General features: G+C 41.9%; 1 protein-coding gene. It reads right to left on the minus strand.

Annotated features, from left to right (window positions below; translation table 11 throughout):
• Positions 1-90 precede the first annotated feature (90 nt).
• A partial coding sequence (locus AB4585_RS24620) for a magnesium transporter (RefSeq protein WP_372171378.1) occupies positions 91-298 on the minus strand: 208 nt, incomplete at its 5' end.

Genomic DNA, 298 nt, shown 5'->3' on the forward strand with positions numbered 1-298 from the left:
TACGAATCCTTAGTGACTCAGTAAACTAGAACATAAAAAATGGGCTCAGTAATGCTAAATTACTGAGCCCGTTTTTTATTGTGCTTTTTATTAGGTTAAGCCTAAGAAGTAATTGACCGAGCTAAAGTAAATCCACATCCCGGTAATATCTACGATAGATGCCAATACGGGGCTCACAAGTACCGCAGGGTCTAACTTGAAGGCTCGCGCTATGATAGGAAGCACACCGCCCAAAGTGGTTGAGATCGAGATCTGAATAAACAAGGCTACCGCAATCGCTAAGGCAATGATATTGAGA

Source organism: Vibrio sp. 10N.222.49.C9 (genome assembly GCF_041474985.1).
GTDB lineage: Bacteria > Pseudomonadota > Gammaproteobacteria > Enterobacterales > Vibrionaceae > Vibrio > Vibrio crassostreae_C.